The organism is Geoanaerobacter pelophilus, assembly GCF_018476885.1.
GTDB lineage: Bacteria > Desulfobacterota > Desulfuromonadia > Geobacterales > DSM-12255 > Geoanaerobacter > Geoanaerobacter pelophilus.
Genome location: NZ_JAHCVJ010000001.1, coordinates 713,241 through 727,670, shown reverse-complemented (window position 1 = coordinate 727,670; position 14,430 = coordinate 713,241). Strand labels below are relative to the sequence as shown.

The 14,430-nt window shown below is 58.2% G+C and carries 14 protein-coding genes; 5 read left to right on the top strand and 9 right to left on the bottom strand.

The features are described 5' to 3' along the window. The 5 genes from KI809_RS03370 to KI809_RS03350 all read left to right on the top strand — a co-directional run bounded on the left by KI809_RS03370 (position 1) and on the right by KI809_RS03350 (position 6,211). Entirely contained in the window at positions 1-2,517 is a 2,517-nt protein-coding gene (locus KI809_RS03370) for an MMPL family transporter (protein ID WP_214170082.1), read from the top strand. Further along, complete coding sequence (locus tag KI809_RS03365) at positions 2,514-3,782, top strand: B12-binding domain-containing radical SAM protein (RefSeq protein ID WP_214170081.1); 1,269 nt, start codon at positions 2,514-2,516, stop codon at positions 3,780-3,782. The genes KI809_RS03370 and KI809_RS03365 overlap by 4 nt, the downstream gene beginning before the upstream one ends. A 64-nt stretch (positions 3,783-3,846) precedes the next feature. After that, positions 3,847-4,455, top strand: coding sequence for a flavodoxin family protein (locus KI809_RS03360; protein WP_214170080.1), 609 nt, complete (start codon positions 3,847-3,849; stop codon positions 4,453-4,455). Then, positions 4,452-5,921 carry a B12-binding domain-containing radical SAM protein gene (locus tag KI809_RS03355; RefSeq protein ID WP_214170079.1) on the top strand — a complete coding sequence of 490 codons (1,470 nt, stop codon included), beginning with the start codon at positions 4,452-4,454 and terminating at the stop codon, positions 5,919-5,921. The genes KI809_RS03360 and KI809_RS03355 overlap by 4 nt, the downstream gene beginning before the upstream one ends. Next, on the top strand, positions 5,918-6,211 hold the full coding sequence (locus KI809_RS03350) for a hypothetical protein (protein WP_214170078.1): 294 nt from the start codon (positions 5,918-5,920) through the stop codon (positions 6,209-6,211). Before KI809_RS03355 ends, KI809_RS03350 begins: the two co-directional genes overlap by 4 nt. Positions 6,212-6,243: 32 nt before the next feature. On the opposite strand, the gene KI809_RS03345 is transcribed toward KI809_RS03350, so the two are convergent. The 9 genes from KI809_RS03345 to pstC all read right to left on the bottom strand — a co-directional run bounded on the left by KI809_RS03345 (position 6,244) and on the right by pstC (position 14,411). Further along, entirely contained in the window at positions 6,244-6,843 is a 600-nt protein-coding gene (locus KI809_RS03345; protein WP_214170077.1) for a DUF4410 domain-containing protein, read from the bottom strand. 132 nt (positions 6,844-6,975) lie between these two features. Next, entirely contained in the window at positions 6,976-7,656 is a 681-nt protein-coding gene (locus tag KI809_RS03340) for an outer membrane protein (protein WP_214170076.1), read from the bottom strand. Positions 7,657-7,864: 208 nt separating this feature from the next. Continuing rightward, positions 7,865-8,821, bottom strand: a complete 957-nt coding sequence (locus KI809_RS03335; RefSeq protein ID WP_214170075.1) for a CsgG/HfaB family protein — start codon at positions 8,819-8,821, stop codon at positions 7,865-7,867. A 147-nt stretch (positions 8,822-8,968) separates the two neighbouring features. Beyond that, positions 8,969-9,562 (bottom strand): acyloxyacyl hydrolase, encoded by a 594-nt coding sequence (locus KI809_RS03330; RefSeq protein ID WP_214170074.1) that lies wholly within the window; start codon positions 9,560-9,562, stop codon positions 8,969-8,971. Then, the gene (locus tag KI809_RS03325; RefSeq protein WP_214170073.1) at positions 9,556-10,974 is read right to left on the bottom strand and encodes a B12-binding domain-containing radical SAM protein; all 1,419 of its coding nucleotides are present in this window, start codon (positions 10,972-10,974) and stop codon (positions 9,556-9,558) included. The genes KI809_RS03330 and KI809_RS03325 overlap by 7 nt, the downstream gene beginning before the upstream one ends. Positions 10,975-11,044: 70 nt before the next feature. Next, on the bottom strand, positions 11,045-11,716 hold the full coding sequence (phoU, locus tag KI809_RS03320) for a phosphate signaling complex protein PhoU (RefSeq protein WP_214170072.1): 672 nt from the start codon (positions 11,714-11,716) through the stop codon (positions 11,045-11,047). A gap of 90 nt (positions 11,717-11,806) precedes the next feature. After that, entirely contained in the window at positions 11,807-12,565 is a 759-nt protein-coding gene (gene pstB / locus KI809_RS03315; protein WP_246559231.1) for a phosphate ABC transporter ATP-binding protein PstB, read from the bottom strand. Positions 12,566-12,573: 8 nt separating this feature from the next. Continuing rightward, entirely contained in the window at positions 12,574-13,416 is an 843-nt protein-coding gene (pstA, locus tag KI809_RS03310) for a phosphate ABC transporter permease PstA (protein ID WP_214170070.1), read from the bottom strand. Next, the gene (pstC, locus tag KI809_RS03305; RefSeq protein ID WP_246559153.1) at positions 13,413-14,411 is read right to left on the bottom strand and encodes a phosphate ABC transporter permease subunit PstC; all 999 of its coding nucleotides are present in this window, start codon (positions 14,409-14,411) and stop codon (positions 13,413-13,415) included. Before pstC ends, pstA begins: the two co-directional genes overlap by 4 nt. Between the last annotated feature and the right edge of the window lie 19 nt (positions 14,412-14,430).

Below are 14,430 nucleotides of genomic sequence, written 5' to 3'. Positions count from 1 at the left end.
ATGTCAGTAACCTCAGCCTTCAACAGCCTTATCCGCTGCCACCTGGTATGGCTGCACCGGATCGCCACCAGGCGTCCCGGCGCCACTCTGGCGGTTTCGCTGCTGCTGTTCCTCCTCTCCCTGGTGTCTATCGCCACCACCCGCTTTGAGGCCGATGTCTTCCAGCTTTTCCCGGCCCGGTCCGGAGCTCTACAACTCTTGCTCGACACCCTGCGCTGGACCGGCAGCGCCAACGAAGCTTACTTCCTGATCGAAGGAGAGCCGGCCATCCTGACAGCAGAGAGCGAACGGTTCGCCGGGCGGTTGCGGCAATTGTCAATCAACGGCCAGCCCGCCTTCAAGAGGGTCACCTACCGGCTCTATGAAGAGGCAGATGCTGCGCCGTTTGCCGCTTTTGTCGGTCGGGCAGTGCTGGCGCCGCAGTTGTTCCTCCCTCCTGAGCAGTTGCCCGCATACCTGCAACGCCTGACGCCGGACAGCCAGCGAAAAGAGCTGGCAGCAACGGTGACGGCCCTGGCCAGCCAGGCAGGGATGGGGATGACGGAGCTGTTGATCGGCGATCCGCTGAACCTGCGGGAACTGGTGCTACCGAGGCTCAAGAAAGGGGGCCAGGCCCTCGACCTGGACCCGGCATCGCCGTATTTTCTCTCCCGCGACAAGCAGGTGCTGATCATGATTGCTGAACCGGCCCGGCCGGTGCAGGACATGGCCTTTGCCCGCCAACTTGCCGCTGCCATCGATACGGCGCGGCAGGGGGCCAAAGTGAAGATTTCCTGCGCCGGTGCCCATGTCTCGGCGGCCATTGATGAAGCGACCATGAAAGGGGAAATCCTCGGCTGCATCCTCTCTTCCCTGGTGGTTGTGCTCGCTCTGTTCTTTTTTACCTACCGCCGCTGGCTGCCGACCCTGCTGCTGCCGCTGATCATTGCCTGGGGGGTGGCCCTGGCCCTGGGGCTGGCAGGCGCTTTCCTGGCCTCGGTCCATATCATCGCCTTTGCCTTTATGGCCCTGATTATCGGCCTTGGCACCGATTACTCCATTCATCTTTACGATCGCTTCCACATGGAGCGGTGTACCGGGGCTGACGGTGAGTCTGCTCTGGAACTGGCTGTAATCGATACCGGCCACGGCATTTTCACTGCAGCCACTACCACGGCCCTGCCGTTTCTCTGTCTAGCTTTCTCCGATGTCCGGGCGCTGTCTGAACTCGGGTTGCTGGTGGGGCTCGGCGTCCTTTCCACCATGTACGCCACGTTCCTGTTCCTGCCGCCGCTGCTGCTCTTCATGGAGCGTCGCTGGCCTACGGCCCGCTATGCGTCACTCCCCGGCTTCGGGCTCGGCACGGTCTGGCGACTGACGGGGCGCTATCCCGGTATGTTCCGTATTGCAACCCTTCTTGCAGTGGCAGTCGCAGTGGTCTTTGCCACTGGCATCAGGTTCGAAGGAGAACTGAAAAACCTGCAGCCGCGCCACTCCGAGGCATTCCTCACCCAGGAGAAGATCGAACGCCACCTGGCCATCAGTCCGAAGCAGTTGCTGGTGGCTATCGATGGCGCTGATCGCGATTCGGTCCTCAGGCAGGGGGTATTGGTGGACCGCCTGGCCTCAAAATACCTGCAAAGCAGCAAACTGACCGATTATTCGAGCCTCGGCATGCTGGTGAACGATGGCGACACTCAGCAGCGGGTCAGCGAGGGGCTACGCACTGCACTTACCGGCTGCAACCTAGCTGCTGAAGTTCGCGCCAATCTCGAACTGGCCGGCTTTAGCGTCGAGCCGTTTAGCCCGTTCCTGGCGGGCATGGCCGGGCTGGCCACTGCCGGCGAACAGCCGTTGGCTGCAGGTATCGACCTGCTGGCCGCATCGCCGCTCAAGGGGGTGGTGAGTCGCCATCTGAACCGGGATGCCTCGGGGTACCATCTTTTGTCTTACCTGCACTACCGTGGGGCAGAGTTCCCGGTGGACTCTTTCCTGGCCGATCTGCGCCAGGTGGTGCCCGAGGCCAGAACCACCAGCATAGACCTGGTAAGCCGGCAGCTGACGGAAATGGTGCGGCGCAGCTTCCTTTGGGGGGCGGCCTTGGGGGGAGTCCTGGTGCTGTTCCTCCTTTTTACCCATTTTTCCGGACTGGCCGGTATCGGTGCCGCACTGTTCCCGGTGCTGGCCGGGGTGGCAGCAATGCTCGGCATCATGGCCGGGATCGATATGGGGATCAACTTCATGAATGCCATGGTACTGGTTACCATCCTGGGAATGGGGAATGATTACGGCATGCATATCGCCCACCGGGTCGGCGTGGTTGCGGCAGCAGACCGCTGTGCGGTATTTGTCCAGAGCGGCCGGGCGGTTCTCCTGTCTGCCCTCACCACCATTGCCGGCTTTGGTTCCCTGGCCTTTGCCGACTACGGGGCGCTCGCTTCGCTAGGCTGGGCCACCAACTTCGGCATTGGTGCCACTGCCATTTTTTCGCTGGTAGCGCTTCCCGCTTTCTTCCGGCGGAACAGAGGTGGCGCATGAGCCGTCCCCGCCTGTTACTGGTCTATCCGGCTACCCACAAGCTGGGGTGGGTGAAACGCTTTCAGCTCCCGTCTCTGGCCCTGAAACAGGTGGCGGCTGCCACCCCGACCGACTGGGAGATTGTCCTGGTCGACGAGGTGCACGAGGATGTGCCGTTTGATGGCAATTTCGACCTGGTGGGGATCACCGCCATGACCCACCAGGCTGCCCGTGCCTACGAGATCAGCGACCGCTTCCGGTCGCAAGGAAAGACGGTGGTGTTGGGAGGGATTCACCCGACCGTGCTGCCGGAGGAAGCGGGCCGGCATGCCGATGCCGTAGTGATCGGCGAGGCCGAGCCGGTCTGGGCCGGGCTGCTGGGAGACTTTCTGGCCGGAAAGCTGCAACCGGTTTACCGGGCCGCCATCCCCGACGGTGGCCAGCTTTCAATCCCCTGGGGCCGGCGCGACATCTTCAGCGGCAAGCAGTATCTGACCACCCAGACCCTGCAGGCGAGCCGCGGTTGTCCCTACGACTGCCCGTTCTGCATCACCACCAACTATTTCGGCAAGAGTTTCCGCTACCGCGAGCCGGAGGATGTTCTGGCCGAACTGGCTACCTTCAGCGGCAAGCTGACGGTTTTTCTCGACGACAACATCCTGGGTGATGCCGCCCGGGCCAAGCCGATCCTGGCCGGAATGCGCGGGATGGGGTTGAAGTGGGGAGGCCAGGCTAACCTCCGCTTTGCCGAAGATCCGGAGGCGGTACGGCTGCTGGCTGATTCCGGCTGTATCGGCATCTTCGTCGGCATCGAGTCGATGGCCGGCGAACATGCCAATCACCCCAAGACCGGCAGCAGGTATTCCCAGGCAGAGCTGATCAAGCGGATCCGCGACACCGGCGTGGTGGTGGAGGCGTCGATGATCTTCGGCTTCGACGACCACGACGAGGGGGTCTTTGAACGGACGGTCCGCTTCTTGGAAGAGTGCAAGCCGAGTCTGCCGACCTTTCACATTCTCACCCCCTATCCGGGGACGGCGCTGTTTGATCAATTCGACGGCGAAGGGCGGTTGCTGCACAAGGACTGGAGCCGTTACGACCATGGCCAGGTGGTGTTTAAACCCAAATTGATGACCCCTGAACAGCTCTACCAGGGGTGGCAGCAGGCCCGCTGGGAAGCCTACCGCTGGCCGAAGATCATTGATCGGGTCATGCAGAGCCCGGGCAAACCGGTGCATCTGCTGTATAACCTCCTGCGCCGGGGAGGGATCAGCCGTCCCCAGTAACCGGCGGTTGAAAAAGGCCACAACGCAAAACGAGAACCGCAGCAGCAGGCAGATCGGAGCACCGGTGATAACGATACTGAATCTTTCCCGCCGCGAACAGGGCATTAATGACACTGTCTGCGATCTGTTACGCGCCGGGTTGGCAGAAAAGCAGCTTGCTACGCAGTACATCAAGTTGCGGGAGCTGACCATCGGCTACTGCAACAACTGCCGGTCATGCATGAAAGCGCCGGGCAAGGAGTTGGGCCGCTGTCCTCTGAACGACGACATGGATTCCCTGGTAACTGCGCTGCTGCAGTCGAAGGCGATTATCCTCTCGGCTCCGATCAATTGCTATGATCTGCCGTCAATTCTCAGAGTTGTTATCGAACGGATGGCGGTGTTTTGCCATTGGCCCGATGACAGCTATTCGCCCAAGGTCAGGGAGCTGGAGAAAAAAATCAATGGCATCTTGATTACCACCAGCGCACTGCCTGGGGTCATGGTTCCCATTGTCACCAGTGCCCGGAAGACGTTCAGGCTCTTTGCCAAGCCGATCGGCATCAAGCGGATTGATTATTTTCATATGGGGTTCAAGGGGAGAAAAAGCGATATGGCGCTGAACGAAAAGGATCAGCGAATGGTTCGGAAAATCATCGGTCAGCTTGCCGCCAGTGGAGCTGGTGCCCTATGAATACTCTGTTGTTGCGCCCTGATCCGGGGCATGAAAAATTCGGTCTCGGCCCATTTTTCCGGGTTGAGCCGCTCGGCCTGGAATATATTGGCGCCGCCCTGCTGGCTGCCGGTTATCCGGTGACAGTGGCTGACCTCCGTTTCCGACCCGGCGCCACTGCCTGGGTGCGTCGCACTACCCCGCGGATCGTCGGCATCTCCTGCCTTCATGCCCTGGAGTACGACCGGATCATCGCCACTGCTGCCGAGGTGCGCCGGGCTGCGCCTAATGCCTTTATTATTGTCGGTGGCCATGCTGCCGCTTCATATCCTGCGCCGCTGGAGCATGACCTGATCGATGCCATCTGTCTTGACGACGGCGAAGAGGTGTTGCCGGCCCTGGCCAAAGCCATTAAAAAAGGGTTGCCGCTGACTGAGGTGCCGGCCCTGCGGCTCAAAACCGATCATGGCTGGGTCACCACCCAGCCGCTCCCTGAGCGGACCAGCCTCGACCTGATCCGCCTCCCGGCCCGCCATCTGGTGGAGCGGCACCGCAGCGGCTATCACTGCCTGCTGTTCAAGCCGGTCTGGCTGGTGGAGACCGCTCGCGGCTGTCCTCATCGCTGCTCGTTCTGCTCGGTGTGGCAGTTTTATGGCCGTACCTGCCGGGAACGGAGCCTGGCTGCAGTGGTGGAGGACTTTGCCACTGCCGGGGACTCGATCTTCGTGGCCGACGACCTCTTCTGGTATGATCCGGAGCGGAGCATGGAGCTCGCCGCAGCCCTGAAGAAGCGCGGCGTGTTCAAGCGGTGGATTTTGGTGCAGACCCGCACCGACCTGATCACCAAGCGGGCCGAGGTGATGGCGGCCTGGCGGCCGCTGGCCAAGGACTTCGACATCTTCCTCGGCCTGGAGGCAGCCAGCGACTCCGGGTTGGAGGGGATAACCAAGGATTCGGAGGTCACGGACAGCGTCGAGGCGGTACGCTTGGCGCGGGAGCTCAGATACGGCATCAACGGCAACTTCCTGGTGGACCACAACTGGGGGGAAGCGGAATTCCAGGAACTTTGGGACTTTGTCGCCCGTCACGGCCTGCAGCGCGCCGGGTTCACGGTACTGACCCCGTTGCCGGGCACCGAGTTCTACGAGGGGATCAAGGCCCGGATACCGGATCAGCCCTGGAGCAATTTCGACATGCACCATCTGCTCTGGGAGCCGAAACTGGGGGCGCAGCGGTTCTTCGAGCTGTACGCCGAAACCTGGAAACGCTCCATCCTCAACACCTCCGGTGAAAAAAGCCTGCTGGACTGGGTGCGCCAGGTCAAGCCATCCCAATGGCCGTACATCATCAGGGTATTGTGGCAGACCCAGCGCATGATGAAGCCTGATGCATATATGACCGAGCATGCGCTAAGCCGAGCGCCGCTCCCTGAACCTGCCGCCCGCCAGCCGGGTGCGATCGTAAGAGATGAAGGAGGCCAGCCATGAAAAGCAGAGTGACACCCATGTTTCTCATCTGTACCCTTTTTGCCGCCAATAGTTTTGCCGACGATCTTAAGGAAGACCTGAAGAAGTCGGGCCACGAGACCAAGGAAGCGTTCAAGACCGAAGGGAAAAAGATTAAGGAGGCGCTCAAGGAAGAGGGGCGCGAGATCAAGGAAGGTCTGAAAAAAGCCGGCAAAGAGATCGGCCCTGGTCTGAAGAAGGCAGGCAAGGAGACCAAAGAAGGGGCGAAAAAGCTGGGTGAAGAGATTAAAGAAAAGCTGAAAAGCGAATAGAGTGGGGGGAGCCGATCGGCTCCCCCCATTGCTCAGTAGAGTTTCTCCAGGAACTTTGCCAGGTTTTCCCCGATGCTCTTGGCCTGGTGGGGGAAAAGATCCTCATAGCTTTCCATGGACATGGCGCCCCGGTAGCCGGTTTCCCGGTCTTCAAAATTAGCCAGTTCTTTGCCGGTTGCAGCATCAAGCAGCCGTCCCTTGAATTTCAGATAGGCCTTGCCTGCACCAAAACCAACCCAGAATTTGAGGGCGCGGCTGCCGGCATTGAATTCAGTGATCTTACCTTCGAGAATAACAGCCTTCCCCTTCGGCTCGCCGTTCTTGATGATGTTCTTGAAGAGCTTCTTCCCTTTTAGTTCACCTTCCATCGAGAGCGCAATATTCGACAGCAGCATCGGGGTCATGGTAGTGATCTTGGCCCTCTCTTCATCATCGACCCGGGAGTATTCTGCGCCGTCGGTCGAGAACTCCTTGATGACAATGGTGTCGTAGTTCTTCGAGAGTTTTTCGGTGAGAAAGATCGTTTCCTCACTGAGCGCTTCCGGTTTGGGTAGCGTGTCTGCTCCTAAAACAGTGAGCGGTGCTGTTGCCAGGAAAAGAACCAGGGCTATAAGGGTGAACAGTCTTTGCATGTAACGGACCTCCAAGCATAATGATGAAACGTATGTAATAGTTACCACATCATAAGAGTTTGACAATACGGGCAACGAAAAAGGCCGCTTCCGTAGCAGAAGCGGCCTTTTTGCTTGCAGTGTCGGTCTTGATCAGAACTTGAACCTGACGCCGACAGCCATGTTGTGGCTCTCGTATTTCAGGTCCGTACTCTGGGCCCAGTCTTTGTCAAAGGTCGCCCGAGAAGTGCCGAAGTAGCGATAGCCCAGATCCAGCGAAATCTTGCGGTTGATGGCGATATCTACCCCGGCGCCGAGCTGGTAGGCAAATACCGAGTCATTGTCTTTCAGGTAGAGGGTCTGCCGGATGCCGCTGTTGTCAACGCCGGTTGTCTCGCCCATGTAGAGCGTCGCCACCCCGATACCGCCCCCGAAATAGGGGGTGATCGGTGTGTCATTGTGCAGATCGAAGAAGCTGTTGGCCATGAAGGCGAAGACCCCGAGATCGCCGTCGACGCTCCGGTAGCGGGCGCCGGTGTCGCGGTCGGTTATCGCCTTCATCTCCGAATGCTTGTAGGAAAGTTCGCCTTCAACGCGCAAGTAGCCAAAATCGTAGCCGCCGGTACCACCGATGTTGATCCCCGGATCAAATTCCACCCGGTCTCTGAACGCTGGGGGAGAGGCAAAGACATCGGTGTTGACATCGGCGTCCTGGGCCATGGTGGCCCCCAGAAACGCGGATGCGTATGGGCCGGGCTTGGCCGGGGCGGCGCCGGAGATGGCCGGAATTGCCAGGGTTGCGATTGCTGCAATGGTGATTATGGTCTTTTTCATGATGTTCCTCCTGAAGATTCTGTTCGCTGCCAGCAAAGGTGCGTACAGCGCATGTACCAACTATAACGTCAAAGTTGGCAGCCGGTTGACCGCTGCAACAAAAAATGAAGAATTGACTCAATGAAGTAGATGTTCATGGAAAAGAGTAAGCCGGAGAAGTCCCCGGCTTACCTTGATTTAGGATTGTTAAATAGACAGGGGTGAAGCGCTATTTGGTGGTTGAAACCCGCATGCCTTCGGCAATAGCCTTGCAGTCGCCTTTGATGCATTCACAGGTGCATGTCTGCTCATCTACCTCTTTGACCTTTATTTCTGCGACATTGTCGGTAATGACCTTGATTACTGCGCCGGAGCTGTTTTTAATCTCCTTGACCACTTTGCTTACATAGAGAGGAGCCCCGGTGCTTATTCCGGCGGTCCGCCCGATGTCAGCAATGGTCGAATTCTTGGCAGCATCGCTGTAGACGACCGCACCGGTAACTGCGATTTCCTTGAGCTTGTTTTCTGACGTCTTGAGTTGCGCGATAACCTCGTTCAGAGCTTTCTTGGTGGCAATCCCCAAGAGTGAGTTTTCAGACCCGCTTTCCGATGAACCATAAAAGCTGCCGACCTGCGCATTGGAACTCTCCTCTTCACCCTTGCCCTCAGCCGTCGCAATGATCTCTCCGGTATTTGCATCAATAATCCGGGCATTCAAGCCAACCTTTGCCGTGTTTACCTTAACTCCGATTCCCAAAACACCCCGCTTGTGTGATTGGACAGTGAATTCATTTACGCTGCCGGTCACGATGGCGCTTACTCCCAGCAGCTTACCCAGTTTTGCCGCGCTTGACTGGTCAATAGCACCTGATTTGGAGATGTTCTGCTCATCAAAAATCTTCTGGATCTGGCTCCGTTCGAGGACCATGAAGGTGCCGTCTTTGGCGAGTTCGTTCACCAGCTGTCCGGCAACATTCTTTCCGATTTTACGCTCTGGCGCCTGCTGCTGTTGCTGGCCTCGGAGTGCTGCAATTATGGCAAACGGGTTGTCCGGATTCTGGCTGTTCTGTTCAGCGATGGCAGTATCTTCAAAATCAAGAACCGCAACCCTCTTTTTAGCCGCTTCTGCATTTCCAACTAGGGCAATCAGCGAAATAGAAGCGATCATAGCAAACAGTTTAATCATAATATCTCCTAATGTAGAATTGTCGGCCTTAAGACCGTAATGTGTAGTATATGCAGTAGGTTATAGCGAACTCACTCCAGTGGGTAACATTTTATAACCCATGGTATGGGTTTTTTCAAATAAAAACGTAATGAAATATTTCTATAGTTAGAATTGTTTGGAGATACCGAGAAGGATTTTGCTTGAATTGAGTGGTTCGTTGGGTTCGGCAGTGCCGGCGTTGGAGATGTGATGGTAGCGGTATTCACCGATAACGGCGACTCCGGGGCGGAGCAGGTACTGCATACCTACACCCCCTTGGTAGGAGTAGTTGAGCCTGGTTCCCTGGGTGGCCAGTCCCAGATCGTTGTACAGCGGGCCGCCTCCGGCAAAGGCATACGGATAAAGCTTCTGCTCACTGAGTCCGGTGAATTTCCAGCTGCCGAGCAGGTACAGGCCGGTCATGATCCGGGTGCGCGGATCGACGGTCAGGTGCAGCGGCAGCTCTACCAGCAGTTCGTGGCGTCCCTGCACCAGGCTCCCTTTGGCGACCTCATCGGAGAGGAAATAACCGTAACGGAGAATGGCATCGACGGTCTGCACTTGGGTAACGGTGGCGCCAAAGCCCCGGTGAGTAATGCCGTAACCGCCGAGAACGGCATATTCACCGCTGGCTGTGGCGGGGTCAGCCGCGTAAGACGGCATTACGGCGCAGAGTAGCAAAAATATGGTTGATACCGCCGACAGCTTGAGCTTTACCATTTCTTTTCCCGCTCCAGTTTTATGATGGCCGGCAGGTTCTTCAGGAACGATATGATGCTGTGGGGGGATTTCCAGAGCATGGTGGTATACCCCCAGTGAATGCGGTGCCGGCGGTAGAAACGGCGGATAAACTCGTCGTAGAGCAGTTGCAGCTGGTCCTTGGTCATGCCGTGAGGGATGAAGACCGGGTTGACGCAGTTCATCAGCGGCCATTCCTCGTTGAATTCACCATGGTCACGGATGGTGGCGTAGACCGGCGCGCCGGGAAACGGGGTGAACATGGTAACATTGATCTCGTCCAGCGGCAGCGCCAAGGCATAGTCGATGGTGCGGCGGATCGACTCCTCGGTTTCGCCGGGCAGGCCGACCATAAACAACCCCTTGACCCGCATGCCGGTATCCTTCACCAACTGCAGTTTCCGCTGCACCTCGTCCAGACCGTAGTACTTGCGATGCTTCTTGATCACCTCCGGATCGCCTGATTCGATACCGAAATTCACCTGCCAGCAGCCGGAGCGCTTCAACAGCTGCAGCAGTTCGGCGTCAACATGCTCCAGCCGGGCGATACAGTTATAACCGACCTGCAGCCCCCGTTTCTCCTTCAGTGCACAGAACTCGGCTACCCGCTTGCGGTCAGTAGTGAACAGGTCGTCGTAGAAAAAGACGTGGCGGATGCCGTAGTCGCGGTTCAAGAGCGCCATGTGCTCGACGATGTATTCGGGAGAGTTGAAGCGGAAACCGCGGTTGAATACCGAGCGGTCGCAGTAGGAGCACTGGTAGGGGCAGCCGCGGCTGGAGATGATGCTGGTGTTGGGCGCCTTCGGGTAGCTGAATAGTGGCAGGAAGTAGCGCTTAGGGAATTCCGGCAGCAGGTGATAGGCCGGGAACGGGAGCGAGTCGAGGTCGGCGATCAACTCCCGCTCGGCAGACAGCACTCCTTTGCCATTGATCCGCGCCGCGCAGCCGGGGATGGTCGCGATGTCGCGTCCACTGGCGGTCACTAGTTCGTAAAAGGTCTGCTCCCCTTCGCCGATCACCAGGTAATCGATGGCCGGAAAGCCGTCGAGCAGGCTTGCCCCGGCAGAACAGGCATGGGCGCCACCAAAGACCGTGGTAATCTCTGGCGCTGACTCCTTGACCTGGCTGGCGATATCGTATCCTTCGAGAAAGGAGGAGGTGGTGCAGGAAAAACCGACCACGTCGGGCCGGCGCCGGATGATCTCCTTTACCAGTTCGCTTTGCGGCAGCGGCGTAGCGTAGCAGTCGATGATTTCGGCCGAGACGCCGCGCTGCTCCAGGTAGGCGGCAATGCTCATGATCCCCAGGGGGGGCATGACATTGAAGATGGTGGTGATATCAGGGCCTGACCCCAGCCAGTTGCTGCCGTGGGGGTGAACGAAGAGGACCTTCACGGAAAAACCTCGTCAAAGGGTGGTGGAAAGCCCTCATGCTAATCGGTTTTAGCGGATAAAGCAAAAAATATTACAGCGCGGTGTGCCGGATATCCTTCCCCTTGATCATGAAGATCACCATCTCCGCCACATTGGTGGCATGATCGGCGATCCGCTCCACGCATTTTGCCACATGGTTGATCTTCATCGCCCGGGCGATCGCGGTTGGATCGGCCATCATGAAGGTCAGCAGTTCCCGCTGGATCTGCTCGTTCAGGTCATCGACAAACTGGTCGTCGCGGCAGACCTTGAGCGCCAGCTGGTCATCGCCGGCAACAAAGGCGTTGAGCGCTTCCTTGACCATGATGCTGGCGTGCAGGGCCATGCGCGGCAGGTCGATATATGGTTTGAGCGGCGGAAGCTCGTTTAGCTCAATGGAGCGTTTGCCGATGTTGCGGCACTGGTCGCCGATTCGCTCCAGGTCGGTCACGATCTTCATCGCCAGGGTAATGAACCTCAGGTCGCGGGCCGCGGGCTGGCGCCGGGCCAGCACCTCCAGGCAGCGCTCGTCGATCTCCATCTCCAGCCGGTTTATCTGGTGGTCAAAGGCGATGACCTTCTCAGCCAGCGCGGAATTCCGGTCCACCAGCGCCTTCAGGGCGTCGTTGATCATCAGTTCCACCTTGCCCCCCATCTCCAGGAGCTTTTCGCGGATCTCATTCAGTTCGGTATCGAATTGGCGGCTGTAGTGTTCTCTTTCCATAATTAATCCTCGTTAAAGGTTCAAGTTTAAAGGTTCGAGGTTCGAGGTTTCAACTTTGAACCTTGAACTAACTAACTTTGAACTGTTTTATTACCCGAATCTTCCAGTTATGTAGTCTTCGGTCTGCCGTTTCTCCGGCGTAGTGAAGATCTTCTTGGTAAGCCCGAATTCGATCAGCTCCCCCATGTAGAAAAAGGCGGTGCTGTCCGACACCCGTGCGGCCTGCTGCATGTTGTGGGTGACGATGATGACGGTGTACTGCTCTTTCAGTTCCTCGATCAACTCCTCGATCTTGAGGGTGGCGATCGGGTCGAGGGCCGAGCAGGGCTCGTCCATCAGGATCACTTCCGGCTGCACGGCGATAGTTCTGGCGATACAGAGCCGCTGCTGCTGGCCGCCGGAGAGGTCCATGGCGCTGGTCTTCAGGCGGTCCTTGACTTCATCCCAGAGTGCCACCCGCTTCAGACAGGATTCAACAATATCATCCGCATCAGACCGTTTCAAGCCGCCGGTCAGTTTGTAGCCGGCGACGACGTTGTCATGGATCGACATTGCCGGGAACGGGTTCGGCTTCTGGAAGACCATGCCGATCCGCCTGCGCACTGCCACCGGGTCCACGCTGCGATCGTAGATGTCGGCATTGTCGAGCATGATCCGACCGGTGACCCGGGCCGAAGGGACCAGGTCATGCATCCGGTTGAGGCTGCGGAGCACGGTTGACTTGCCGCACCCGGATGGGCCGATGATGGCGGTCACGCTGTTTTCCGGGAAGTCGAGAGAGACGTCCTTTACTGCGTGATTGCTGCCGAAATGGACGTTCAGGTTTTCAAGGGTCACTTTTGTTTGCATTGCATCCATTACGAATACCTTTTCTGCCTGCCGAAATATCGAGCTGCCAGGCTCAAAGTGAACATTATTACCACCAGTACCAGGGCTCCGGCCCAGGCGAGCTTATGCCAGTCCTCATAGGGTGCTATGGCGAAGTTGAAGATCTGCAGCGGTATTGCCGCCATCGGTTCCGTCAGTTTCCTGCTCCAGAACTGGTTGCCGAGCGCCGTGAACAGCAGCGGCGCGGTCTCGCCGGCAATGCGGGCAATGGCCAGGAGAATGCCGGTGATGATACCGGTTCGGGCACTGGCCAGGGTTACCTGAAGGGCCGTGCGCCACAGCGGTACTCCCAGGGCCAGCGAGGCCTCGCGCAGGGTGCCCGGCACCAGCTTGAGCTGCTCTTCGGTGGTCCTGAGTACAATCGGGATCATGATCAGCGCCAGCGCAATAGCGCCGGCCAGGGCGGAAAACCCTTTCATCGGCACTACCAGCAGGGTGTAGGCCACCATACCGGTGATGATCGACGGAACTCCGGCAAGCACGTCCGCCGAGAACCGGATCGCATGGGCAAGACGGTTGTTGCCGAATTCGGTGAGATATACCGCACCGAGAACCCCGACTGGCAGCCCGATCAGCGATGCCATGGCGATCATGATTGCCGATCCGGCCAGGCCGTTGGCCATGCCGCCGCCGGTCTCACCGGTAGGTTTGGGGATCTGGGTGAAGAAGTCGAGCGATATGGATGATGCCCCCATTCGCAGGATATGGATAAAGATGATCCCCAGTGGCGCCAGAACTGCGATGGTGGCTGCCACCATCAGCAGGGTCATCAGGCTATTCTTGATCCGGCGGATCGAAGGTGTCCGTTTCATGCATTTCTCCCTGCACTACCCCTGGTGACGCTCCAGATCAACAGACGGGCCATGACGTTGATCACCAGGGTAACTACCAGCAGGATCAGGCCGATCTCCATCAACACCGAGGAGTGAAACTTGGAGGTGGTTTCGGCAAACTCGTTGGCAATGACGCTCGGCATGGTGTAGCCGGGTGCGAGGAGCGACAGCGCTATCTGCGGGGTATTGCCGATGACCATGGTCACGGCCATGGTCTCGCCGATGGCCCGACCCAGGCCGAGAATGACCGCTCCCAGGATGCCGGAGCGGGCGTAGGGCAGCAGGGCGATGCGCAACATCTCCCAGCGGGTTGCCCCAAGGGCGTAGGCCGCCTCTTTCTGGGCAGTCGGTACGGCGGTGAGGACCTCTTTGGTGATGGAGGTGATGATCGGCACGATCATGATCATCAGGATGAAGACCGCTGCCAGCATGCTGACCCCATATGGGGCTCCCTGGAACAGCGGGATGAAGCCGAAATGATCGATGAGGAACGGCTGCACCGTTTTCTGCAGCCATGGCGCCATGACCAGCACCCCCCAGAGGCCATAGATGACGCTCGGGATCGCGGCCAGCAGTTCAACCAGCGATGAAACCGCCCCACCAAATTTCTTGGGGGCGATGTCGGTGATGAACAGAGCCGTGCCGACAGAAAGCGGAGTGGCCAGGAGTATGGCCAGGATCGAGGAGACCACGGAACCGTAGAGGAACGGCAGGGCGCCGAACTGCTCCTGGACAGGGTCCCAATCCTTGCCGATGGTGAATCCCCAACCGAACTTTCGTATCGCCGGCAGGCTCTCCTTGATCATTTCAAAGGCCATAAGCAGCAGAATCAACAGGATGCTGGCGCTGAAGCCGAGGGTAATCCAGCGGAACAACCGGTCACCCCAGGCGTTATTGCCTGAGATTATGACCGGTGTCTTGCTTTGCGTTGCTTCGGTGTTTACGGCGGAGGTCATGGTTTTCGTAATCTCCATCAGTTCGTAGCCTCGTTGA

Coding starts and splice junctions, on each gene's coding strand:
- KI809_RS03340 (WP_214170076.1), bottom strand. CDS start 7,656: ATGAAAAAGACCATAATCACCATTGCAGCAATCGCAACCCTGGCAATT.
- KI809_RS03330 (WP_214170074.1), bottom strand. CDS start 9,562: ATGGTAAAGCTCAAGCTGTCGGCGGTATCAACCATATTTTTGCTACTC.
- pstB (WP_246559231.1), bottom strand. CDS start 12,565: ATGCAAACAAAAGTGACCCTTGAAAACCTGAACGTCCATTTCGGCAGC.
- KI809_RS03355 (WP_214170079.1), top strand. CDS start 4,452: ATGAATACTCTGTTGTTGCGCCCTGATCCGGGGCATGAAAAATTCGGT.
- pstA (WP_214170070.1), bottom strand. CDS start 13,416: ATGAAACGGACACCTTCGATCCGCCGGATCAAGAATAGCCTGATGACC.
- KI809_RS03370 (WP_214170082.1), top strand. CDS start 1: ATGTCAGTAACCTCAGCCTTCAACAGCCTTATCCGCTGCCACCTGGTA.
- KI809_RS03365 (WP_214170081.1), top strand. CDS start 2,514: ATGAGCCGTCCCCGCCTGTTACTGGTCTATCCGGCTACCCACAAGCTG.
- KI809_RS03350 (WP_214170078.1), top strand. CDS start 5,918: ATGAAAAGCAGAGTGACACCCATGTTTCTCATCTGTACCCTTTTTGCC.
- KI809_RS03335 (WP_214170075.1), bottom strand. CDS start 8,821: ATGATTAAACTGTTTGCTATGATCGCTTCTATTTCGCTGATTGCCCTA.
- KI809_RS03345 (WP_214170077.1), bottom strand. CDS start 6,843: ATGCAAAGACTGTTCACCCTTATAGCCCTGGTTCTTTTCCTGGCAACA.
- pstC (WP_246559153.1), bottom strand. CDS start 14,411: ATGGAGATTACGAAAACCATGACCTCCGCCGTAAACACCGAAGCAACG.
- phoU (WP_214170072.1), bottom strand. CDS start 11,716: ATGGAAAGAGAACACTACAGCCGCCAATTCGATACCGAACTGAATGAG.